The sequence below is a fragment of the Bacillus sp. WC2507 genome (genome assembly GCF_052656125.1).
Genome location: NZ_JBQXPN010000001.1, coordinates 4,475,938 through 4,498,028 on the forward strand (window position 1 = coordinate 4,475,938; position 22,091 = coordinate 4,498,028).

At 37.4% G+C, this 22,091-nt stretch carries 24 protein-coding genes; 11 read left to right on the forward strand and 13 right to left on the reverse strand.

Annotated elements, in window-relative coordinates; genetic code table 11:
- The first annotated feature begins 26 nt into the window (after positions 1-26).
- Both rocD and ACUN28_RS23610 read left to right on the forward strand, forming a co-directional pair.
- Positions 27-1,217: an ornithine aminotransferase gene (rocD, locus tag ACUN28_RS23605; protein ID WP_016088919.1), complete on the forward strand. Its 1,191-nt coding sequence runs from the start codon at positions 27-29 to the stop codon at positions 1,215-1,217.
- A 109-nt stretch (positions 1,218-1,326) separates the two neighbouring features.
- Complete coding sequence (locus ACUN28_RS23610) at positions 1,327-1,611, forward strand: hypothetical protein (protein ID WP_016088920.1); 285 nt, start codon at positions 1,327-1,329, stop codon at positions 1,609-1,611.
- A gap of 34 nt (positions 1,612-1,645) precedes the next feature.
- On the opposite strand, the gene ACUN28_RS23615 is transcribed toward ACUN28_RS23610, so the two are convergent.
- Positions 1,646-2,545, reverse strand: a complete 900-nt coding sequence (locus ACUN28_RS23615; protein WP_016088921.1) for a fumarylacetoacetate hydrolase family protein — start codon at positions 2,543-2,545, stop codon at positions 1,646-1,648.
- A 247-nt stretch (positions 2,546-2,792) separates the two neighbouring features.
- Between ACUN28_RS23615 and ACUN28_RS23620 the strand changes: the two genes are divergently transcribed.
- The 7 genes from ACUN28_RS23620 to gerPF all read left to right on the forward strand — a co-directional run bounded on the left by ACUN28_RS23620 (position 2,793) and on the right by gerPF (position 5,055).
- On the forward strand, positions 2,793-2,972 hold the full coding sequence (locus ACUN28_RS23620; protein WP_000462840.1) for an aspartyl-phosphate phosphatase Spo0E family protein: 180 nt from the start codon (positions 2,793-2,795) through the stop codon (positions 2,970-2,972).
- Between the two features lie 96 nt (positions 2,973-3,068).
- A complete protein-coding gene (gene gerPA, locus ACUN28_RS23625; RefSeq protein ID WP_016088922.1) occupies positions 3,069-3,290 on the forward strand; it encodes a spore germination protein GerPA in 222 nt (73 codons plus the stop codon).
- A gap of 14 nt (positions 3,291-3,304) precedes the next feature.
- Positions 3,305-3,511, forward strand: coding sequence for a spore germination protein GerPB (gerPB, locus tag ACUN28_RS23630; RefSeq protein ID WP_016088923.1), 207 nt, complete (start codon positions 3,305-3,307; stop codon positions 3,509-3,511).
- 68 nt (positions 3,512-3,579) lie between these two features.
- On the forward strand, positions 3,580-4,194 hold the full coding sequence (gene gerPC, locus ACUN28_RS23635) for a spore germination protein GerPC (RefSeq protein WP_016088924.1): 615 nt from the start codon (positions 3,580-3,582) through the stop codon (positions 4,192-4,194).
- A gap of 6 nt (positions 4,195-4,200) precedes the next feature.
- The gene (gerPD, locus tag ACUN28_RS23640) at positions 4,201-4,395 is read left to right on the forward strand and encodes a spore germination protein GerPD (protein ID WP_001102342.1); all 195 of its coding nucleotides are present in this window, start codon (positions 4,201-4,203) and stop codon (positions 4,393-4,395) included.
- Between the two features lie 15 nt (positions 4,396-4,410).
- Entirely contained in the window at positions 4,411-4,797 is a 387-nt protein-coding gene (locus ACUN28_RS23645) for a spore germination protein GerPE (protein ID WP_016088925.1), read from the forward strand.
- A 42-nt stretch (positions 4,798-4,839) separates the two neighbouring features.
- Complete coding sequence (gerPF, locus tag ACUN28_RS23650) at positions 4,840-5,055, forward strand: spore germination protein GerPF (RefSeq protein WP_001141570.1); 216 nt, start codon at positions 4,840-4,842, stop codon at positions 5,053-5,055.
- Positions 5,056-5,114: 59 nt separating this feature from the next.
- Here the strand turns inward: gerPF and ACUN28_RS23655 are convergent, their stop codons facing one another.
- The 6 genes from ACUN28_RS23655 to ACUN28_RS23680 form a co-directional block, all read right to left on the reverse strand.
- Positions 5,115-5,402 (reverse strand): RNA polymerase alpha subunit C-terminal domain-containing protein, encoded by a 288-nt coding sequence (locus tag ACUN28_RS23655; RefSeq protein WP_016088926.1) that lies wholly within the window; start codon positions 5,400-5,402, stop codon positions 5,115-5,117.
- 12 nt (positions 5,403-5,414) lie between these two features.
- On the reverse strand, positions 5,415-9,140 hold the full coding sequence (addA, locus tag ACUN28_RS23660; protein ID WP_016088927.1) for a helicase-exonuclease AddAB subunit AddA: 3,726 nt from the start codon (positions 9,138-9,140) through the stop codon (positions 5,415-5,417).
- Entirely contained in the window at positions 9,137-12,652 is a 3,516-nt protein-coding gene (addB, locus tag ACUN28_RS23665) for a helicase-exonuclease AddAB subunit AddB (protein WP_016088928.1), read from the reverse strand. The genes addA and addB overlap by 4 nt, the downstream gene beginning before the upstream one ends.
- Positions 12,653-12,768: 116 nt before the next feature.
- Complete coding sequence (lepB, locus tag ACUN28_RS23670; RefSeq protein ID WP_016088929.1) at positions 12,769-13,332, reverse strand: signal peptidase I; 564 nt, start codon at positions 13,330-13,332, stop codon at positions 12,769-12,771.
- Between the two features lie 209 nt (positions 13,333-13,541).
- Positions 13,542-14,135: a TVP38/TMEM64 family protein gene (locus ACUN28_RS23675; protein ID WP_016088930.1), complete on the reverse strand. Its 594-nt coding sequence runs from the start codon at positions 14,133-14,135 to the stop codon at positions 13,542-13,544.
- A 278-nt stretch (positions 14,136-14,413) separates the two neighbouring features.
- On the reverse strand, positions 14,414-14,995 hold the full coding sequence (locus ACUN28_RS23680; protein ID WP_445423422.1) for a competence protein ComK: 582 nt from the start codon (positions 14,993-14,995) through the stop codon (positions 14,414-14,416).
- 284 nt (positions 14,996-15,279) lie between these two features.
- Here ACUN28_RS23680 and ACUN28_RS23685 point away from each other — a divergent pair, with 284 nt between their 5' ends.
- On the forward strand, positions 15,280-15,462 hold the full coding sequence (locus ACUN28_RS23685; RefSeq protein ID WP_016088932.1) for a hypothetical protein: 183 nt from the start codon (positions 15,280-15,282) through the stop codon (positions 15,460-15,462).
- A gap of 31 nt (positions 15,463-15,493) precedes the next feature.
- On the opposite strand, the gene ACUN28_RS23690 is transcribed toward ACUN28_RS23685, so the two are convergent.
- The gene (locus tag ACUN28_RS23690) at positions 15,494-15,706 is read right to left on the reverse strand and encodes a hypothetical protein (protein ID WP_080118056.1); all 213 of its coding nucleotides are present in this window, start codon (positions 15,704-15,706) and stop codon (positions 15,494-15,496) included.
- Positions 15,707-15,813: 107 nt separating this feature from the next.
- The gene (gene cspA / locus ACUN28_RS23695) at positions 15,814-16,017 is read right to left on the reverse strand and encodes an RNA chaperone/antiterminator CspA (protein WP_000301522.1); all 204 of its coding nucleotides are present in this window, start codon (positions 16,015-16,017) and stop codon (positions 15,814-15,816) included.
- 372 nt (positions 16,018-16,389) lie between these two features.
- Here cspA and ACUN28_RS23700 point away from each other — a divergent pair, with 372 nt between their 5' ends.
- On the forward strand, positions 16,390-17,181 hold the full coding sequence (locus tag ACUN28_RS23700; protein ID WP_016088933.1) for a phosphotransferase: 792 nt from the start codon (positions 16,390-16,392) through the stop codon (positions 17,179-17,181).
- Positions 17,182-17,252: 71 nt separating this feature from the next.
- Here the strand turns inward: ACUN28_RS23700 and aceA are convergent, their stop codons facing one another.
- The 4 genes from aceA to ACUN28_RS23720 all read right to left on the reverse strand — a co-directional run bounded on the left by aceA (position 17,253) and on the right by ACUN28_RS23720 (position 21,924).
- Positions 17,253-18,530, reverse strand: coding sequence for an isocitrate lyase (gene aceA / locus ACUN28_RS23705; protein WP_016088934.1), 1,278 nt, complete (start codon positions 18,528-18,530; stop codon positions 17,253-17,255).
- A gap of 23 nt (positions 18,531-18,553) precedes the next feature.
- The gene (gene aceB / locus ACUN28_RS23710) at positions 18,554-20,143 is read right to left on the reverse strand and encodes a malate synthase A (RefSeq protein ID WP_016088935.1); all 1,590 of its coding nucleotides are present in this window, start codon (positions 20,141-20,143) and stop codon (positions 18,554-18,556) included.
- 220 nt (positions 20,144-20,363) lie between these two features.
- Positions 20,364-21,026: an S-layer homology domain-containing protein gene (locus tag ACUN28_RS23715; RefSeq protein ID WP_016088936.1), complete on the reverse strand. Its 663-nt coding sequence runs from the start codon at positions 21,024-21,026 to the stop codon at positions 20,364-20,366.
- A gap of 241 nt (positions 21,027-21,267) precedes the next feature.
- On the reverse strand, positions 21,268-21,924 hold the full coding sequence (locus ACUN28_RS23720; RefSeq protein WP_016088937.1) for an S-layer homology domain-containing protein: 657 nt from the start codon (positions 21,922-21,924) through the stop codon (positions 21,268-21,270).
- Between the last annotated feature and the right edge of the window lie 167 nt (positions 21,925-22,091).

A 22,091-nucleotide genomic window follows, 5' to 3' on the forward strand; every position in this document is an offset into this window, starting at 1 on the left:
TTGTAATAACAAAAGGGGGAACAATCATGATTCAAACTAAGGATATTATCGAACTTACAGACACATACGGAGCAAATAACTATCACCCACTTCCAATCGTTATTTCTAAAGCAGAAGGCGTTTGGGTAGAAGATCCTGAAGGAAACCGCTATATGGACTTATTAAGTGCATATTCTGCAGTAAACCAAGGTCATCGTCACCCAAAAATTATTAACGCTTTAATTGACCAAGCTAATCGTGTTACGTTAACTTCTCGTGCTTTCCATAGCGATCAATTAGGTCCTTGGTACGAAAAAGTTGCGAAACTAACTAATAAAGAAATGGTACTTCCAATGAATACAGGTGCAGAAGCTGTTGAAACTGCAATTAAAACAGCTCGCCGCTGGGCTTATGATGTGAAAAAAGTAGAAGCAAATCGTGCTGAAATCATCGTTTGTGAAGATAACTTCCACGGCCGTACAATGGGTGCTGTTTCTATGTCATCAAACGAAGAGTACAAGCGTGGATTCGGTCCAATGCTTCCTGGTATTATCGTAATTCCTTACGGTGATTTAGAAGCGTTAAAAGCTGCAATTACACCAAATACAGCTGCATTCATTTTAGAGCCAATTCAAGGTGAGGCAGGAATTAACATTCCACCAGCTGGTTTCTTAAAAGAAGCTCTTGAAGTATGTAAAAAAGAAAACGTTTTATTCGTAGCAGATGAAATCCAAACAGGCTTAGGCCGTACTGGTAAAGTATTTGCTTGCGACTGGGACAATGTAACTCCTGACATGTACATACTTGGTAAAGCCCTTGGTGGCGGCGTATTCCCAATCTCTTGCGTAGCAGCAAACCGCGACATTTTAGGCGTATTCGAGCCAGGTTCTCACGGTTCTACATTCGGTGGTAACCCACTTGCATGTGCTGTTTCTATCGCAGCTCTTGAAGTGTTAGAAGAAGAAAAATTAACAGAGCGTTCTCTTCAATTAGGTGAAAAGTTAGTTGGGCAATTAAAAGAAATTGATAACCCAATGATTACTGATGTTCGCGGTAAAGGCTTATTCATCGGTATCGAATTAAACGAGCCAGCTCGTCCTTACTGTGAACAACTAAAAGCAGCTGGGCTATTATGTAAAGAAACACACGAAAATGTAATTCGTATCGCACCACCTCTAGTAATCTCTGAAGAAGATTTAGAGTGGGCGTTCCAAAAAATTAAAGCAGTATTATCGTAATAATAGAGAGGTTGTCCTACATGTTGGGACAACCTCTTTCTTTTTATATTGATTTATACTAAAATAAAATTGTAATTTTCTGTATTTTTTTTTAGAAAGCAGGTGCGATATGTTATTAAGGTATGGTAAACATATTAACTATTTAGCCACATCTTTTATTTTAGTTACATTCTTTGGCTTCCTCGTTTCCGTAACATTACTTAGTCACTACTCATCTTCTACTACATTCACACTACTGAAAGCATCATTTTGGACTGCTGTTATTCTGACTATCATTGGTTTTGGACGAGAAAAAAGCGCACTTACGGTTATACTATTTGGTATTTGTACACTTGCATTTATTGGTCTTTACACTTTTTCCGTTATCGATTACCTCTATAACCCAAGACCATAGAAAAGGGCTATCTTTTCACAAGATAGCTCTTTTTTCATTTCACTACATTTCGCAAAGTACCAATTCCTTTTACTGTAATGATCACCTCATCACCAGCATGTAAAAACTTCGGTGGTGTGAAACCTTTTCCGACACCAGATGGCGTTCCTGTTGCGATAATATCTCCTGGTTCTAATGTCATTCCTTTACTTATCGTTGAAATAATTTCTTCTATTGAAAAAATCATTTTATTTGTATTTGAAGTTTGCCTTACTTCCCCATTTACTACCGTTTCAATGTGTAACGCATTTGGCGTTTCAACCATTGATTTATGAATTAAATACGGTCCCATCGGACAAAATGTATCAAAACTTTTTCCAAGGAAAAATTGTTTATGCTTCCGTTGAATGTCGCGAGCAGTTATATCATTTATAATGGTATAACCAAAAACATGCTCTAGCGCTTTTTCTTTTTTTATTTGTTTCCCTCGCTTACCAATGATGATAGCTAGTTCTCCTTCATAGTCTAGTTCATTCGTTGCGTGGGGATGACTATTAATTTTTTCATTCATTCCAATAACTGTCGTTGGCGCTTTCGTAAAGATCATTATATTTTCTGGAATGGACTCTACTCCGCCCATTTCTATCGCATGCTCACGATAGTTTTTTCCAACGCACAAAATATTCTTTCTTGGCCTTGGAATCGGTGCTAATATTTTCACCTCAGTTAACGGATAATACGCCGTTTCCCCATGCTCTTTTGCCCAATTTACAATTTCACGTACTTTCTCAAAACATTCAGTCCCTCTTTCAATACACTCTAACATTGTAATGGGGATTGTAACCTTTTCTCCCTTTTGCCTTTGCGCTTCTCTTAAGTGCAATACCTTTTCTTCCTCTTCATCCACAATACCTACAAATACCTTTTCATCTTTTTTCGCTGTTACCAAACGCAATATTTCCACTCTCCATCCTAAAACTCATACCCTTTAATTGTATTCGCATCCGTAAGAAAAAAACCTTCTCATGCACGCTAATTTTTACAATATTCTTCTCATATCCTATTCGTTACCCCTTTATCATTTGGCATAAAATGTAGAAATTTTACTTTTTTTAGCGAAGGTATTTCTTTTTTATGGGATTTTTGTATAATATGTACTACATATATACTAAAAATTTCATTTAGAGATGGAGCCGATTTCAATGTTTGAGCAAGCGATTGAAAAAAAACGTGAAAAAATGATTTATTTTGCTGAACGCTACGGAATGACTTCTCAAAAAACAGTGGATTGTAGCCAAGAACTGGACAGGCTCTTAAATGCAATTTGGCATGTACATACGGATTTTCACCCCAATCAAACACTCGATACACACACACAATAACGTGTGTGTTTCTTTTATTTCAAAAACACACACATTTTATTGAAAACGCCCATACAATAGTAGAAAAGAAAATTTTAAAAACGAAAGGTGTTTTTTATGCCAGCTATGGTCGGACATATTCGTATCGTTAATATTGGATCAAGTGGTATTTTTCATATTGGAGATGTATTTGCGATTAGACCTATTAGTTATTCACGCGCTTTCGCTGGGGCAGGCTCCTTTAATGTTGGAGATAACGTTTCTGTCTACAATTATCAAAGTACAACGACTGTCAATGATTCAGATGTAATTGATCAAGCGATAATTGGTTCAACTTAGAGGAGGCGATTGCATTGAATTTTTATGTAAACCAAAGTATCATCATCAACAGTATTAGGATTGATAGCATTACAACCTCTTCTGTATTCCAAATTGGCACTGCCGGAAGTATTAAAGCTCTATCTAAATTTTCAAATTCCGGCGGATTTACACAGCCTCTTCGCCCATTACAGGGGAAGGGACAAATTATTTCTATCAAACCATCAACTAGTTCTTCTTAAGACATCCTTGTCATAAATATATAGCAGGAATATTTTTACCCTCCCTATTGAAAAGGAGGTTTCACAAAATGAACCAAGATATATATACTTACTTACACCAACTTCAACAAGCTCTTCAAGCACAACAAGCAAACATTCTTCACCTAGAAGATCAAGTGCGCCAATTACAAGAAGAGCTTACCGAATTAAAAAATCGCCCCTCCTCTTCTGTAGGAAAAGTGGAATACAAATTCGATCAGTTAAAAGTAGAAAATTTAAATGGTACTTTAAATATTGGTTTAAATCCGTTTTCAGCAAAAGGACAGCCAATTGAGGATTTTCAAGTGGATACAGAAACATTAAAGGTAAATCCTGAAACAGATACAAACCCAGATTTTTACCAAGGCATCCTTCAAGAAATGCATCGTTACTTAGATGAAGAAGCATATAATCGAATTCTCCATTTTGAACAAGAAGAGAGAACGCCGCTCGATGAAATGTATCGACAAATGATGGTGGATGACATAAAAAAACAAATGGAGCATAGACTTCCTTATTATTTATCACAAGCGCAATCATATGAAGGGATTTCAACAGATCCAGATTATTTACGAGATATCATTATTCAAGCAATGAAACATGATATCGACAAAGCTTTCCTATCTTTTATTCAACACATACCGGGCAATTTCCGAAAGGAGTAAGTATGTATGAATGTTAACGTTGTAAATCGTGAATTAAAAGTCGGACAGATTAAAATGAACGGTGTATCGTCGTCCGCACTCTTTTTAATTGGAGATGCGAATCTCCTCATACTATCTTCTATTCTTGATACACCATTTGAAACTGTTACAGAGGGTCCATTTGTACCACTAGTCACAGATGTCCCTCCTACTCCAGGTTAAGGAGACTGAGAAATTATGTTACATCATGTGTCTGTTGTCCAAAATGTTTCTATTATTTCTTTAGGGATTACTGGTGTATTTCAAGTTGGAGATGCAAATCAAATGGAATTAAAAAGTAGAGCTCTTGCCGTACACAGGGAAATTCCTTGTTATATAAAGGGAGAAGGTCGCTTAGATGCGTTTGAAATCTTTACAGACGAACACATCACAATCCCAAAGCGAACGACAGATGTAAAATTAAATATTGTAAATGAATACCCTTTTATTGAAGTAAACAATGTTGAATTACGAACCCTTTTAAATTCTGGTTGCTTTCAAATTGGAAATGTTGATTATGTTTTTAATAACTCTCGTATTATGCAAATCCGCCAATATATTTCGGATGAACCTTCCGCTCAATAGTTCATATAGTAATTAAAAAGCTTAGAAAAGTAGGTGGATGGTATGCCCTCTGTTGTTGGAAATCTTGTCGTTCAAAACAGTAATGGCTCTTTCAATTTAGGAGATTTTTATAACGTATCTCCGAAAGAAAATACGAAAGCTTATAACGGATCTGGTGCTTCCAATGTTGGATTTGTCGTGAATACGTTTAGCGGCGTTAGTGCAACAAATACGTTTGATTCTGATGTGGCAGATCAAGATCAAATTGGAACAGCGTAAAAAAAGTAGGAGATGCTCTCCTACTTTTTTCTTATTCCCATGCAAATTATAATTTCATTTTATTTAAATGATAACCCGTTCTCCTCCAAAGCCTTTCTAAGCTTTGGTAAAGATGCCGGGCCCATACCATGTAGTTTTAAAATTTCCTTTTCACTATATTTTGAGAGTTCTTCTATAGTGTGAATTCCATGATGTTGTAACGCATTTCGTGCCGGTGATGAAAGAAGTGAAAGAAATCCTGTTTTTGGTTTCTTTTCTTTCTCACAAGCTGGGCAAGTTGGACAATCGCTACTTTTATAGTATTCATGTCCTTTTTCACACGTTCTTAACGTTTTTTCCGTTGCCATTTTCCAGTTCCTCTATTCCTCAATTTTCACAACATGGTTGCCATCAAAGAAGTATAAGCATTTCTCTTTCACAGGATGTTGCAAGCTTTTCTCTAGCGCCTTTGCATATAACGAAAGCTGCACTTTATATCGATCTTCTAAAATCGGTTTCGCTTGATCGAATCCGCCTGGGAACTTCCCTTCAATCGTATCTGTTTTAAAGTCGATTAAAGTGATACCATCTTCCTCTTCAATCATGCAGTCGATAACCCCTTGGACAAGAATCGATTCTCCGCTCTTCCCTTGCCAATCTTGATATGCTTCTTCTGCTGCAAGCATCATCGTAAATGGTACTTCACGCTCAACACTTTTCGCCGCTAATACCCTTTTACCAAGATCACTGTCAAAGAATGAAATCACTTTTTCGATTGCTATTTCTTCCGCTTGTTCAAATGTTAATAGTTCTTTATTAACCATGCCATTAATTTGCTCCCGAATCACTTCTTCTGTAATCGGCTTCTTCAAATCTACATGCTGCATAACAGCGTGTACTGCCGTACCTCTTTCAGCGTACGTTAATCCTTTTTTCTCCATAAAACGAGGACGTGTTTTAATTGGCGCACGTAGTTTTTTAATAAAGGCGTTATCGCTACCTTCTTCAGATTGATAATTTCTCTTTATTTCTGTAACAGACTGTTTCGCACGATATGATGTTGCTTCCTCATATCCGTACTTCCACATTAATCTGTCGTACACTTCTTCTTTCCGTTCACTTTGTAACGGAACAGCTTTTTTCTCACGAAGCGCTTCTAGTAATTCTTGTTTCTCTTCTTGAACCGGTTCTGGTGCGAGTAACGTGTTACCGTCTACAATTTCTACTTTCCAGCTAGTGTCATACCCATAAATTTCACCTGGAATACTTCCTTGTCCTAATTCCAGAAGCATTTCACTATCACGATGTCTATATAATGAAGGTGCAATCCAGTCTAAATAACAAGACGCTCCGGCACGTATATGGTCTGGTAATAACCACTCACTATGCTCCCTCGCATCGAGCCATTTTTCCATTTCTTTATTTGCATCCTTAACCGTTCCAATTAAAATTAACTTCTCTTTCGCACGCGTTAACGCCACATATAATACACGCATTTCTTCCGCAATTAATTCCATCTTCATTTTACGCTTAATCGCTAATTGTGATAATGTCGTATATTTAATTCGTTTACGAGGATCAATGAACTGTGAACCGAAACCGAAATCTTTATGAAGTAAGAAACGTTTCATTAAGTCTTGTGTATTAAAACGACGCCCAAGTCCAGCTACAAATACGACTGGGAACTCTAGTCCTTTACTTTTATGAATCGTCATAATGCGAACGACATCTTCTTGTTCACCTAAAGCTCTCGCCGTACCCATATCATCACCGCGTTCTAAAATACGCTCAATAAAGCGTAAGAAGCGGAATAATCCTCTAAACGATGTTGCTTCATATTGCCTTGCGCGATCATATAGTACGCGTAAGTTTGCTTGCCTTTGCTTTCCAGCAGGTAAACCACCAACGAAATCGTAATATCCTGTCTCACCGTACACTTTCCAAATTAAATCAGAAAGTGACTGTTGACGCGCGAATTCACGCCATCCTTGCAGTAAATTATAAAACCACTCTAATTTATCATGTAGTTCTTGCTCTTCTTCAAGCGGTGCTCCTTTTAAGAATGAGCTCATTACTTCATAAAATGACCCTTTTTTCCCGTGAGAACGAAGCGTTGCAAGTTCTTCATCATTTAGTCCAACAATTGGTGAACGAAGTACTGCAGCAAGCGGAATATCTTGCATCGGATTATCAATCACACGGAAGACGTTCATCATAATATTTACTTCTGTCGCTTCAAAGTAACCAGTCGCAAGATCAGCGTATACTGGAATTCCTTGCAGCTTTAACTCTTCCATAATTTGCGGCGCCCACGGCATGGAGCGAAGTAAAATAACGAAGTCACGGTATTGCACCGGACGCATACTATTATTTTTACGGTCATACACTTCATAACCTGAATCGACCATCGCTTTAATACGTTGCGCCATAAGACGAGCTTCCAGCTGTGCTTTTTCTACCTCGGCACCTTCTTCTCCGTCTATCACTTCTTCTTCTGTTTGCTGAATACATAGTAGCTCAGCTGCTACATCTTCACCTTCTGGATAGCTAGCACCTAGCTTTAATTCAGCGTCAGCATCGTAATCGATTTCCCCGACTTCTTCACCCATAATTTGTTTGAATATAAAGTTCGTACCTGCTAGCACTTCATGACGACTACGGAAGTTTTTTGCTAAGTCAATCTTCATTCCGCCGTCTAATCCTTCTTGTGTGAAACGTTTATATTTTCCTAGGAATAGGCCTGGTTCTGCTAGTCGGAAACGATAGATTGACTGCTTCACATCACCAACCATGAACAAGTTTCCTTCACTCTCAGAATCTTTCGTTACGAATTTAATAATAGATTCTTGTACGAAGTTCGTATCTTGATATTCATCGACTAGTACTTCAGCAAATTTATTACGATATTGAAGCGCTACTGCTGACGGCTTCATTTCACCGTTTTCACTTTGTTCACTTAAAATTTGTAAACAGAAATGCTCTAAATCTGTGAAATCGACCATTCCTTTATCACGCTTCATCGATTGGAAACGCTCTGTAAATACTTTTACGAGCTGTACGAGTTTTTCTAATACAGGATGCATATCTTGAAAATCTCGTAAGAAACTTTCCGGTCTGCGGCTAAACAACTCTTCTTGTAATTTCTTCACTTCATCTTTCGCTTTATTACGAAGAGCGTCTACTTGTTTTACAACATCTTCGTTGTAATCACTTTTCTTAATACGTTTTAACGTTTGCCACGATACATTTTGCATCGCTTCATACACGCTTGTCCATGATTCACGAGCCGCTGCTGATAACGTTCCAAGTAAAGCTATATCTGCTTGCAGCGTTTCAACGCGAGGCGCTGGACCGTCAGGAAGCATCGCAAGTTCAGTCGCTTTACGAATATGCTGTTCCGCTGTTTCAAGCTGGAATTTCACATCTTCTAATAAGTAAGAAGCGTACACTAAATCTTCAATTGTCTTTCCTTCCACGTCGTATGCTTCTACTAATTTATCGAGCCATTTTTCCGGATTCGGGTGCGCTCTTGATTCTGTATGAAGCGCTAAAATCATACGCTGTAAGTCATCATCACTACGGTCACTCGTATAACGATCAACAAGTTCAAAGAAAATACTATTATCTTCAATTCCGTACTCTTCTTCTAATATGTCATCTAATACTTCTTCTTTTAACAGTTCATTTTCCGTTTGATTCGCAATGCGGAAACGAGGATCCACATCAAGCATGTAATAGTATCCTCTAATTACTTGTAAACAAAATGAATGGATTGTCGAAATAGAAGCTTTATTTAATAAGCTAAGCTGCTTTCTTACGTGCTGAGAGCCTGGTTCATCAATTAATACTTTTTCTAACGCTTCCCCAATTCGGTTTTTCATCTCTTGCGCCGCTGCATTCGTAAACGTTACAACGAGCAGGCGGTCGACATCGACTGGGTTTTCTTCATTTATAATCTTTTTAATAATACGTTCAACTAATACTGCTGTTTTACCCGATCCAGCTGCTGCTGCGACTAAAATATCACGTCTGTTCGCTACAACCGCTTTCCACTGGTCATCTGTCCACTGACTACCTTCTGGTTTTTCAGGCCAATTTTCAATCATTCTCCGCCAACCTCCTCTCTAATTTTCTCCATCGCTTCGCTATCTTTCATATCTTTTAACGTACGGAATTGATTATCTTCAAGTGATTCATCGAACTGACAAACAGATTTGAAGTTACAGAACGTACATGCCGCTTTATTTCCCTTTTTGTAAGGAGCAATATCGATCACACCTTCTGTAATGTCTTTTCCGATATTTTCAAACGTATGGTGTACGTATTTTTGCAGTACATTAAACTCTTGTTCACTTGCAATGCTCGAACGCGCACTAAAACTACCGTCTTTTTTCAGACCAGCAGAAATAATATCAGAGCTTCCTGTTGAAAGTTTGTTATCCATTAAACGAACAACATCAGCATCGCCTAGTACGAGACCTTTCATTTTAAATTTCTTTAAAATTTCTTTCTCAATTTCTGCTTCCGATGCGTCACCTTTCATCTCAACAATCGGGTTATGAATATGGAAGTACAGTACACCTGCCGGTGATGCCGTGCCGCCTTTTTTCATCCACGTATGTGCATTCGAAGTAACAACATCCAAATACGTTAACATTTGCAGTGCTAATCCGTAATACACTTCCGTTAAATCTAGCGCTTTTGAGCTTGATTTATAGTCAATAATACGTAGGAATGTCCCATTTTCATCTTCTGCCTTATCCACACGGTCAATACGGCCGACAACTTCCATCTTCACACCATTTGGTAATGAGAATTCCATCGGCGGAAGTGATCCTGTACCGCCCATACCGAACGGCACTTCTAAATCAACTGGTACGAAACCGCTTGACTTCGCGTGCTCACGTAGAATGATTGATGTACGGAAAATGATTTGCTGTAATTTTTGTTTTAAGTAGAAATGACGATTTGAACTTAATAAAATTTGTCTTTGTAATAACGGTGCAATCTCCTCTATTACTAAAACAGAAAGATGCTCACACTCTTTTATTGATAAATCTGCCCAAGTACGGTTTTCACGCAATAGCCTGTCTGCAATTCTCTTCAGCGCTGCATGGAATAGCTCCCCGATATCTGGCGCATCCAATTTGAAAATATCACGCTCTCTTAATGATAAACCGTGCTGCGCGAAATGAGCGTACGCACAACGATTAAATAATTCCATACGAGAGACGCTTCCCTTAATGGTATCTCCGTATAAATCTCTACTTACAACTGTGCTTAGTTTCTGCGCACGATTTCGGTAGAATAAACTTGATAGCACGCGGCTACTTTTTTGCTTCCATTCATCTGAAGTTACGTAGAAATTATATACATCCCACCAAAAGTCTAAATTCCCTTCAAATCCATATCGCTTCCACGTTTGTAATTGCTGCATAACGTAAGACAACGTTACTTCTGGTGTTGCTACGTATGAAATTTGTTCTGAACGTGATAAGTCATTTACGTCATTTGTAATAAACGAATCTTTCACATCCGGGAACATTCTTTTTATTTTCTTAATAAAGCTAGACGCTAGTAATGTCTTTCCTTCTTCATCTGCAAGCGGGCATGAAATATATAATTTCTCAGTCGCTCTCGTTACCATTTGATACATAACGAACTGTTCTTCTAATAAAGTTTGTCTCGTCGTTGGCGCTAATTCAATTCCTGCCGCGCCAAGAACTTCTCTTTCCTCATCAGAAAGCATACCTTCATCCATAGGTGCTGCTGGAATGACGCCTTCATTTACTCCTATAATGAATGTTGCTTTCACGTTTGATAACCTGGAGTGATCAATATTGGCAACTAACACCTGGTCTAATGACGGCGGAATGTTAGCGAATTGAAGCGCTTCAAGACCTGTCGACATAACATCTGTGAACATAGAAAGTGACATTTTCTCTTCGCCAAGCATCTCTACAAACGTATCAAGAAGACTCATTACTTCTTCCCATACTTGCTCATGATCTGTCGCAAATAAGAAATCTCCGCTCTCTTCTGCACGAATACGTAATGCTTCTAGTTTTTTCGGAACGTCAAGCTCCTCTAAAAATAAGTAAACAGCTTCACACATTTGCATAACTGTTCCCGCACGCTTCAGTCTTTTTTGCATACGAATAACAGGCGTTCTTACAACGTCGCGCAGTCGATTTATTCTCTCTTCCATTTCACGTTCACTGTCTGTAACCATTCCGTCCGTATCGTCAAGAGAACGATAGCGGCGATACATCCACGTGTCCTCTGAAGTCCATCTCTTCCCTTGTACACCGTACGCTAAACAGTAGTTTTCAAACTCATCCATCTCTTCGCGCATCGTTTCTTTTCTTACATCTAATGGATATAAAAGCTCTGTTTTCACGCAGCGGAACACCGCGTCGTAGCGCCAGTTCCCGCTAATAATTTCTAATGCAGAACGAATACATTCTACTAACGGATGATGTGACATCGGGCGTTTTTCATCGATGAAATGCGGGATATTATAATCCGTAAATAACGTTCGCATCACATCGTAATAACTTTCTCCGTTACGAAGAAGGACTGCAATATCTCGGTAACGATACTGTTCATCCCCGACAAGTTTACGAATTTCCCGAGCAACACCTTCTACTTCAGCTCGTAAATTCGCGGCTGTACTAATCGTTACACTTGCTTCACCGTGAAACTTTTCATTCGGACGCGCTTCATAATGAGCTTCTAAATGAGCTAATGCCGGAGAATGAAAACGCGGTTGTTCCATAAGTGGAATCGTTTTTTCAATTTCTATCTTCTCTTCACGTGCTACTTGTTTTATTTTTTCATATGTTAACGTCGTTTCATAAAATAAATCTAGTTCATTTACTGGCTGTGCTAACGTTTTTTCATCTATCGTTAACGTGATCGTAACTCTCGCTCCACAAATCATAAGCTGTCTTACAATTTCTAGCTCTTGCGGTGAGAATGAATGAAATCCATCTATATAAATTTCAGCCCCATTTACATATTCAGACTGCGGAAGCTTTTCGACTAGTAATTGCAGGTAGTCTTCTGAATCTAAATATTTTCCGATTAAAGCACGTTCAAAATCATCATATAGTAGTTGTAAATCATACACTTTATTCGCTAATAGCTTTTGCTCGGCACTGCTACTATGCGCATCTAATTGTTGCCACATTTCATATACGTTTGATGGCGTCACGTTGTAACGTTTAAACTCCGCAATCATACTACCAAGATGTTCAAAGAAACCGTTTTGCTCCGCTGCTTTTTGGAACACCGATAATCCATCTTTACGAGACTCTACAATTTTACGAAGCAACATATGTACGCCCGCTTCATCAATGTGAAGACGACTCGCTCCGCCAACTTCTTGCAGCACCTTCCACGCTAACCGTGAAAAACTAAAAACTTGTGCCCGAATAGAACCTCTTACATCCTCGCTTCCAATTAAGGCCTGCTGCGTTTGGAATGTCATCTGTTCTGGCACAAGGTATAATATTGTTTCCCCTCTTGGGCGCTGCTTTAACTCTTCTTGCACTTCGTGTAAACAAAGTGTACTTTTTCCACTTCCCGCTCTACCAATCACAAATCGAAGTGACATGTAACCCCACCTTTCACTTACATAACGAACGTTAGTTTGCTACTATAATTGTATTATAGGACACGAAAAAAGACAAACGGAGTAGTTTGTCTTTTTCTATACTTCTACCTATTATATCAACCTTTTGAAAAATTCGTTTGTACCTCTTGAATTGGCCAATATCGTAAATCAACTTTACCGACTACTGTATCAGCTTTTACAAATCCAAAGTGTCTACTATCCCAGCTCCCGAGGCGGTTATCGCCTACCACAAAAATGTAACCAGGTGGTACAAACTTCTCTTTCGTTAATTCTTCTAATTTAAAATCACCTGTTAGTTGTCGTCCATTTATCTCTTTCTTATATTTCTCTAAATAAGGTTCATCTACGAATTGTCCATTTATATATAGCTTATCATGCTTATATTCAATATGGTCCCCAGGTAAACCAATAATTCGTTTTACATAGTCCTCTTTTTTATTCGCATGAAACACAACGACATCAAACCTATTCAAGTCCCCTACTTGATAACTCACCTTATTTACAACGAGCATATTGCCATCTTGCAATGTTGGCATCATTGACTTCCCCTCTACAACGTACGTTGAAAAGAAAAACGTTCGAAAAAATACAGCTAATAATACACCAATTAAAATTGTTCGTATCCACTCTATGCCTTCTTTTTTCAAAGTTTTCTTCATCCGCTTCTCCCCTTACCCTTTAATAATGAAGCTTGCATTTATAAAGTGAAACTTAATCGGTGGGGTTTTGTTCATCCCCCACCGATTATCAGCCCGCACCAATCGGGCATTTACGGGCAGTTTGATCTCCCACCTAACTTTTTTGCTTCAGCCGATTTTTTTGGTGGGAGTTTTACTGCCCACAAATAGCGGGACAAAGAAGACTATTCTTAATGTAGCTCTAACTTTACTTCGATTTTCTTACCGACATACCATAAAATAAAAATACCAATTGCTACAATGACTGATTTCACCGGATTATGAATAAATGACATTAAATCATGGCCGATATACGTTAAAATAAAAATCATTACAAGCTTTCCGAACGCGAGCGCAAGTCCAAACTGTTTTACACTAATGCGAGATAAACCAGCGACAACATTTATAAGCGCAGACGGTGTAAACGGAAAACAAAATATGACGAAAATCGGCGCGAACCCTTTCCTTTCAATCCATCCCATTGCCTTTCGTACTCTCTCATGCTTATTTACAAAAGAAAAGAAACGACTTCGGCCAAAATGGCGGATAATGAAAAAGACAAGTAAGGCACCCATTACTGATCCAAGCCAAGAATAAAGAAAACCGAGCCAAAATCCAAATGCAACAGCATTCGCCAGTACAAATACGATGAGTGGCAATGCTGGAATCAACGCTTCTATCATCGGTAAACCAATACCAAGAAGTGGTCCGAACGCTTTATAACTTTCAACAATATGATCCATATTTTCTGGTGAAAAATAATCTTTGATTGTCTGAAAATCCATTCTACACTTTACCCCTTTACTCTAAATACTACCTCTACTGTATCATCGCTTATAAGAAAGAGGAAATGGTAGATACGACATATGGAGATGTATTTATTAAAGTTTCCATATCTTTCATGAGAATTCCTTCATTATTTAGCTATGATAATCTATCAATATTCGACAGGATGTGTCGTATGTTTGGTTACTTGGGTGATTTTTCTCAGTACTTGTCACGACAAGTGAAATTATATCGACTTACCGACAAATAAAAAAAGATGGGGTTTTCCCCCATCTTTTCAAACTTCGCCTTCCTTAACAAAATACACTTTCTCGTATGCTGGTTTTAATTTAGATTCTTCACTTTTATCAATTAGTTTAAAGGAAGGGTTCCCTTGTTTTTTTCTACAATCTTCATATTCAGTACGCAATTTCGCTGTACGATTTTGTTGATTTTCAAAACTACTTTTTGATATTTCTAATTTCACAGCAAAGCCATTTATAAATCGAACAATGACATTTCCATCTTTTGACTGTTTATTACTTTCGATATAAAAATGAGACAACCAAGCGCACTCTTTTCTAGAGTAAGAATAAGTAGGGAAAAAATAAAGTTGATCTGTCGGACTAATCGCAATCGGTGCTTTATGTGTAATATGAGTTAACTCTTTCGTTCCTTCTTTTCTGCCTAAGAAGCTAGAGCCATGCTTACGGCAACTTCTTTTTATAATATCTAGTGGCTTTTGAAATACGAAAAAAGAATCTTCCCTCTCAACAACTCGTGTAACAATTTTCTTCTCACTCAAAATAACAGGAAGTAAGGCCATTGTATTTTTATTTACCACATAGTTTTCGACATAGCGCTCTACTTTACTTTCCATATTCTACTGTCTCCTTTTTTCTATTTATATTAGCAGCTGCATATGTAATTTTAGCATCTATGAGACGAAAATAGGCTACAGATTCCGCTTTTTTACAATACTTTATCATTTATCAAACATTTTTTAAATTAAAAAATAATTATATAGTGATTAAATAATAAATAACCTAAACAAAATGTATTTATACTATCTATAAATATTTACAATCACTTCCTCATTTCGCATCATTACGACAATTAACTTTGCTATAATTAAAAGGAAAATCCAATATATGGAGGTCCACTATGGAAGAAAAAGAAATTCAACCAACGATTCAAATGAAAAATAGTAGCATTGTGATCGTGAAAAACTCAGCTAGCATTATATTCGCTTTATTTTTCATTCTATTATTTTTTGCAAAGCCTTTTCGTAAATCGAAATGCTCTGAATGTAAGAAACGCGAGAAGAAAAAGGTTGAAAAAGAATAGTAAAAGGCCTTCCATTTCGGAAAGCCTTTTACTATTCTTCATATTCATATTTTCTTCCAAGATTCTTTGTATCTCTTTCAATTTGTAATAGAACTATATATCGATCCTCATCTAAAACAGGAGAATGAGATTTCTTCAAATCAATTAACGTCACTTTATCATGTTCATACGTTTTCGCATACGCTTTTATCTCTTCAATCGTATTGTTTAAGTCTTCTTCGTTACCTCTACGAACATTGAGTATGACTTCATTTGTATACTTTTCCCCAAAATATAATCATTATGCTCGTATATTACAACAAAAAAAGGGATGGCAGCAGCCATCCCTTTTTTCCATAATAAACTATAAAATTATAGTTTGATTACGTTTTTAGCTTGAGGTCCACGGTTACCTTCTTCGATTTCGAAGCTAACTTTTTGACCTTCTTCTAGAGATTTGAAACCTTCAGTTTCGATTGCAGAGAAATGTACGAATACATCGTTTTCGCCTGGAACTTCGATGAAACCGAAGCCTTTTTCGTTGTTAAACCATTTTACTTGTCCTGTTACTGCCATAATTATTTCCTCCTAAAGAAAACACAATTTATTTTAGTCTTCCTGTCTAAAAAAAGAATCCACACATTATCAAATACGAAACATAAACTAGTTCTCACATACTTTTTCTCGTTCGTTTTCAGCACTTGATAACATATGGATTGCTTAATTTAACTATTCAACTGACACCATCATAGCACACTTAAAATGAAATGTACAATCTTTTTTGAAAATAACTGACAAATTAAATTGATTGTACACACACAAATATTTGATTTTAACATATACGGATTTCACTATAAAATGAACACACACATCATTCGAATGCGATTACATCCCTTATTCTAAGGTGTTACAATATAATCGTACAGTCGTGATAATGGAGGGGATTATATGCCAAACTACGCTAACGAAGAAAAGCTTACAGGGGGAAATGTATCCAATGTATATCGTTCTGAAAATACTGTTCGTAGAGAATTAAAGCCAGACAGTACAAAAATTCATAAGTTATTACAACACTTAGAAAACAAAGGGTTTCATCATGCTCCAAAGTTTTTAGGTGTAGATGAAAAAGATAGAGAAATTTTATCCTTTATTGAAGGAGAATCTGGGAATTATCCGTTAAAAGAATATATGCGGTCTAATGCTGTTTTAAAAGAACTAGCAAAGATGCTTCGTCTGTACCATGATGCTGTAAGTGATTTTCCTTTATTAGATGATTGGAAACCGATGGATCATACTCCAAATAATATTGAGGTTGTATGCCATAACGATTTTGCCATATACAATATTATTTTTAATCAAGAAAAACCAGTAGGCATTATTGATTTTGATGTTGCTGCTCCTGGTCCAAGAATTTGGGATATCGCCTATACGCTTTATACTTGTGTACCTTTAAGTAGAATGTATTATACAGAATCGGGTGAGGCCGTTCATTATGAATCGTCACGACATGCTGCCCATACGAAAGAAAGAGTGAAGTTGTTTGTCCAGTCCTACGGTAAAAGTATGGACGAAGATTACGTAGGTATGGTACTACTACGCCTAGAAGCGTTATGTGCCTATATGAAACGAAAAGCGCAAGAAGGCGACTTGAATTTCCAAAGAATGATTGATGAAGGACATTTAGAGCATTATAAGAAAGATATTGCATTCATTCGTACGCATGGGAAAGAATGGATTTGATAATATCTTCTTTTTTGTCGAATCGTTCATAAAATAACAAGGGGCACCCTTGAAAAAGGTGCCCTTTCCTTTTATTTCGTAAACTGTGCTTCTTCCGTTGATCCTTTTAATGCTGTCGTTGATGATGTACCGCCTGTAATAACTTGTGCTACTTCATCAAAATAACCTGTTCCTACTTCACGTTGATGACGAGTTGCAGAATAGCCGTGTTTTTCTGCTGCGAATTCTGCTTGTTGTAGTTCAGAGTACGCTGCCATGCCGCGCTCTTTATAGCCACGTGCTAATTCAAACATGCCGTAGTTTAATGAATGGAATCCAGCAAGTGTTACGAACTGGAACTTATAGCCGTAAGATGCGATTTCTTTTTGGAAGCTCGCAATTGTTTTCTCATCTAATTTTTGTTTCCAGTTGAATGAAGGTGAACAGTTGTATGCAAGCAATTTCCCTGGATGTTCTTTATGAATTGCGTCCGCAAATCGTTTTGCATCTTCTAAATTTGGTTCAGACGTCTCACACCAAACGAGGTCTGCATAAGGAGCGTATGCTAAACCACGCGCAATTGCTTGATCAAGCCCTGCTTTCGTACGGTAAAATCCTTCCGGTGTTCTTTCACCTGTAATAAATGCTTTATCAACCGGATCAATATCGCTCGTAATTAAATCAGCTGCATCCGCATCTGTTCTTGCAACGATAATTGTCGGCACTCCCATTACATCTGCCGCAAGGCGTGCCGAAATTAAATTCCGCACCGCTGTTTGCGTCGGTAGTAATACTTTTCCGCCTAAATGACCGCATTTTTTCTCTGAAGATAATTGGTCTTCAAAGTGCACGCCAGATGCACCTGCTTCAATCATACCTTTCATCAGTTCAAATACGTTTAATTGTCCGCCAAATCCAGCTTCTGCGTCTGCTACAATCGGTACGAAATAATCTGTATCACCGCTTCCTTCCATATGCTGAATTTGATCCGCACGTTGAAGTGTTTGATTAATTCGTTTTACTACAGCAGGTACGCTGTTCGCTGGGTATAAACTTTGGTCTGGATACATATGTCCAGAAAGGTTCGCATCCGCAGCGACTTGCCATCCACTTAAATAAATTGCTTGTAACCCAGCTTTTACTTGTTGCATCGCTTGGTTTCCTGTTAATGCGCCTAGTGCGTTAATGTAATCTTCCGTATGAAGCGACGACCAAAGCTTTTCAGCACCACGGCGCGCTAATGTATGTTCAATATCAATTGATCCTCGCAGGCGAATTACATCTTCTGCCGAATATGGACGTGTGATCCCTTTCCAGCGCGTATCTAATTCCCAGCTCTCTTGTAATTTCTCGATTCTTTCGTTTTTCATATGATCCATCCCCTTTTCATTTTTTATAAAATTTCATAACCCGGTAATGTTAAAAATGGTACGAATTCATCATTCCGAACGAGATTGGTAAACAACGTTGTTGCCTCTTGGAATCTCCCTTTCTGAAAGGCCTCTTTACCAATCTCTCTTTCTATTTTTTCTAATTCTTCTTCTTTTAGCTCTTCCATCAATTCAAGCGTAATATTACGGCCATCATGTAGCTTTCCACCTTCATGGCGAATCCATTGCCATACTTGTGCCCTAGAAATTTCCGCTGTTGCCGCATCTTCCATTAAGTTATAAATTGGCGCTGCTCCCCGTCCACTTAACCAAGATGCGATATATTGAATACCTACGCTAATATTTAGGCGAAGCCCCTCTTCTGTAATCGTTCCCACTGGTACTTCTAATAAATCCTTTTCTGTAACATGTATTTCTTCACGTTTTCTAAAAATTTGATTCGGTGTTTTCATAATGTGATTAAATACTTCCATCGCGACTGGTACAAGTCCCGGGTGGGCAACCCAAGTCCCGTCATGACCGTCTAAAGCTTCGCGCTCTTTATCTGCACGCACTTTTTCAAATGCTTCTTCATTCGCTTCTGGATTATTTTTAATCGGAATTTGTGCTGCCATTCCACCAATCGCCGGTGCATTGCGGCGGTGGCACGTTTGAATTACTTTCAAAGAATACGCGCGCATAAACGGCGCCGTCATCGTGACTTGCGCTCTATCTGGAAGTAAAAATTTATTATGATTACGGAAACTCTTTAGAAAACTGAAAATATAATCCCATCTTCCGCAATTTAATCCAGCAGAATGATCTTTAAGCTCATACAAAATTTCATCCATTTCAAACGAAGCGTGAATCGTTTCCAGTAACACCGTCGCTTTAATCGTTCCGTTTGGAATACCGATATATTTTTGAGCAAATATGAAAACATCATTCCATAACCTCGCCTCTAAATGGCTTTCCATTTTCGGTAAGTAAAAGTATGGACCGCTTCCTTTTGCTAAAAGAGCTTTCGCATTATGGAAAAAATAAAGTCCGAAATCTACTAAGCTACCAGACATATTCTTCCCATCAACTTGCATATGTTTTTCTTCTAAATGCCATCCTCTTGGACGCACAATTAATACTGCTGTTTTACTATTTAAATGATATTCTTTTCCGTTATCATTTTTATGCGAAATCGTTCCCTGCACTGCATCTCGTAAGTTTATTTGACCTTCAATTGCATTTTCCCAAGTTGGTGAATTCGAATCTTCAAAATCCGCCATAAAAAGATGCGCTCCTGAATTTAAAGCGTTAATAACCATCTTTCTATCTACTGGTCCCGTAATCTCTACACGGCGATCCTCTAAATCTTTTGGCAGTTTGGCAATTGTCCAATCCGCTTCACGTATACGTTTTGTTTCTTCTAAAAACTTCGGAAACTCTCCTGCATCAATTCTTTTTTGTTTCTCCGCACGCTTTTGTAAAAGTTCTATGCGGCGCTCATTGAAATTTTCATGTAGTTCCTTTAAAAAACTAAGCGCCTCAGGTGTCAATATTTCGTTGTACGCTGGTAACATTTCTCCGACGAGTGTAACCCGTGAAGTTTGCGTCGACATATTAGCATCCCCTTCTTAAACTGTTTTATAACAGATTTGATTTTATGTTTTATATTATATAACAAATCTTCAGAAAAGGAAGTTTTTTTTGAAAATTCATTTCGTTTTTTTCCAAAATGCTTTTCTTTCGCGCTTTATTCCATACAAAAAAAGGTCACTGTTATACAACAATGACCTTTTTGTATTATTTTCCAAACCTCAATTTACTAATTAAACCTTATTACTGTCCTTGTTCCATATCATGCAAAATTGCTTTATATAAAAACTGTGCGTATTGTTCTCTTTTTACTTTCATGGAAGGACCAAATTTATTATCTCCGATTCCCGCTGTAATACCATTTGTTTGTATTGCACTAATTGCATTCGTTGCCCATGAATTCGCTGAAACATCATTAAAATTATGAGGACCCTTCGCCTGTAACTCAAACGCATTCGTAAGAACTTGCGCCATTTCTGCACGAGTTAACGTTGCTTTCGGTCTAAAGTTTCCATGCTCATCTCCCATGAAAATTTCTAGTTCCGTTAAAGCTAATATTTCTTCAATAAAGTTTGTTGAGTTTTCATCGATATCCCCATATGGGTTTTCATATTCATCTTGTTCTTCTATATCAAACACACGATAAATTAAAGCTGCAACTTGCTCACGTGTTACATCATCTCCAAAACCGAAAATTCCATCTCCATATCCAAAAATAATTTCGTTTGCCGCTAAATTATGAATTGCCTCTTCTGACCAATGTCCTTTTGGTACATCTTTAAATACAATTGGATTTGTATTTTGTAACGGTGCACTTTCCGCTTTTACATTGTTACTCTCTGCTGAGAATAACATCCCACCCATAATTGTTAATGCCGTAGCTGTTTTTAATAATTTTTTGCTCATCAAATTATCTCCCCAATATGTATATGTTTTTAAAAAATATACATAACAAATGGTATAGTGACAATAGATTTCTCGACACATTTCGTGACGGTTTTGTGAATCATATTACATATCATGTCTTTTTTACGGGGTTGATTATAAAGCTCATGTACAACAATAAAAATACATAAAAACGCATAATAATTCTTCTATAAACAAACAAAAAGCACAAATAGTTCTATTTGTGCTTTCCTATTTCACCCTATTTCCAATCCTCTTTCAAATGATAATTAATAATTGCGTTATTTATAAACTGAGCATATTGTTCTCTCGGTACGAAGCTATTTAATTCATACATACCTTTTCCAGTTCCTGTCACAACTTGATTAGATTGTAATGCACTAATTGCACCTTCTGCCCAATGTCCTTTTGGCACATCTTTAAATGTATGCTTTTGTTTTGCTTCGAAAGTATATGCCTTTTGAAGTGCTACTGCCATTTCAGCTCGAGTAATTGGTGCTTTCGGTCTAAAGTTTCCGTTTGCATCACCTTTAAAAACACCACGTTTTGTTAACGCTAAAATTTCCTTTTGGAAATTAGTTGAACTTCCAGAAATATCTTTGTATGGATTCGCTACTGCCCCTTCTTCTTTCATTTCAAGTGTTTTGTAAATAACCCCAGCTACTTGTTCACGTGTTGTAAGATCTCCAACACCATACTTTCCATTTCCGTATCCAACTATAATTTTATTATAAGCTAAGTCTAAAATAGCATCATATGCCCAAAATCCGTATGGAACATCATCAAATACAATCATTTCCGGATATTCTTCCGCTTTTACAGGGGCCACATTCGTTCCTGTAAATATACCGCCTACCATTGTCGCAATCATCATTACACCCAATATTTTTTTCTTCATTGTCCTCTCTCCCTATTTCTATTTTATGTTAAATAGAAAAATAATAGATAATACGAAGTTATCCATACTACATATGAAGTATTTCCAAATAACATGAGCAAATATTTTTAGCCATGCATTTTAATAAGCTTCACTGCTTTAGGAGTATTCATTTATTGATGAATGTA